General features: G+C 59.4%; 1 protein-coding gene and 2 pseudogenes. All 3 read left to right on the top strand.

What is annotated here, in order from left to right; genetic code table 11:
* Positions 1 to 503: 503 nt before the first annotated feature.
* On the top strand, positions 504 to 761 hold the full coding sequence (locus AWB78_RS48085) for a hypothetical protein (protein WP_198399507.1): 258 nt from the start codon (positions 504 to 506) through the stop codon (positions 759 to 761).
* A gap of 242 nt (positions 762 to 1,003) precedes the next feature.
* Positions 1,004 to 1,063 (top strand): annotated as a pseudogene (locus tag AWB78_RS50270) (hypothetical protein); the annotation flags it as partial.
* Positions 1,064 to 1,163: 100 nt separating this feature from the next.
* Positions 1,164 to 1,522 (top strand): annotated as a pseudogene (locus AWB78_RS42485) (IS1634 family transposase); the annotation flags it as partial.

Raw genomic sequence — 1,522 nt, 5'->3', positions numbered from 1 at the left:
GGACACGTTATCCAGTCGGTGAAAGTCCGACCGAGGCAACAGACTCAAGCCTCGTAGCTTGGGAGGCGTCATGGCGCGTAAGCAAGATGACGGAGCCCTCCGACAGTATGCTCAGAAAGGAGTATATGCAACGCACCAGGTTGCAACGCGCAGTGAACGCAGACGTAGCCTCGTAACACGAAATCCGGTGGCTGAGACGGTCTACAACGTGCGAAAGCAGCAAGAGTTGTCCGAAACGAGTCCGATGCGGCAACTCTCACCGGCGGGGTATCAGCGGCGACATGGTGTGAAGGATGACGTGGAAACTGGAGAAGCCCTCGGCACCCGGCGGAGAAATCCCGTCGAGGAGATGCTCGCTATAACCGTGAGTGGGAAATGCGTGCGTAGGTGCCAGGGTGACGGATCGGGTCGTAGTACTGTCGATGGGCGTGCAGCAAAACGCGCCCGGAGGGAAGGGCCCGGACCGGTGAGTATTCCGTCCAACAATGTGAGGCAGGGATGAGATGACAAAGGCATCCGGCAGTCTGCAGGAGCTGAGAAGGCGGATATATCGCAAGGCGAAGTCTGACAAGACTCATCGCTTCTGGGGGCTCTTCGTGCATATTGCGAAGAGGGAAACCCTCGACGAGGCCTACCGAATCGCCAAGAGGAACGGCGGGGCTCCGGGCATCGATGGTCTGAGCTTTGCAGACATCGAAGCATCGGCACCTGGCGTATTTCTCGCGGAGCCATCGACATGCGCCGCAACACACTGCGCCTGACTTCCGCCAGTGCGCGATGCGGCGACCGTTTCGGTCTAAATCCGTAGGAGTTCGGGCAGAAGGGTTGATGTGGATCTGTCGCGCTACTTTGACACGATCCAACATTCAACCCTGTTGGAAAAGATCGCGAAGCGCATTCAGGATCCCAGGTCTTACGCCTGGTCAAGCAGGTTATCAAAGCAGCAGGTAAGACCGGCGTCCCGCAAGGAGGCCCGTTCAGCCCGCTCGCCGCGAATATCTACTTGAACGAGATCGACTGGATGTTCGACGAGATTCGCCGCAAGACGGCGCGGGGACCTTACGAGGCAGTGAACTATCACCGGTTTGCTGACGATATCGTCATCACCGTCAGCGGCCACTACACGAAACGCGGCTGGGCAGAACGCGCCCTGCTTCGTCTGGGATCTGGTCGCACAGGAGGTCGTGACCCGTTACAAGTCGCTTGCGGATATCGAGCGCGGCTTCAAGGTGCTCAAGTCCGAACTGGAGATCGGTCCGGTCTACCATCGTCTGCCCGAGCGCATCCGCGCCCACGCGGCGATCTGCTTCATGGCGCTGATTCTGTACCGGGTCATGCGCCAGCGCCTGAAGAGCGCCAACGCCAGTCTGTCGCCCGAACGGGCACTCGAACGCTTACGCCGTATCCAGCATCACCAGATCCGGCTCAACGCTTCCGAACCCGTCACGGGTGTCTCGACCATCAGCGCCGAACAATCCGAGGTGCTCAATGCCCTGAACGTGAAAAAACCGGCCGCCCCGCA

It is taken from the genome of Caballeronia calidae, from assembly GCF_900044055.2.
Lineage (GTDB): Bacteria > Pseudomonadota > Gammaproteobacteria > Burkholderiales > Burkholderiaceae > Caballeronia > Caballeronia calidae.
This window is presented reverse-complemented; position numbering and strand designations above follow the sequence as displayed.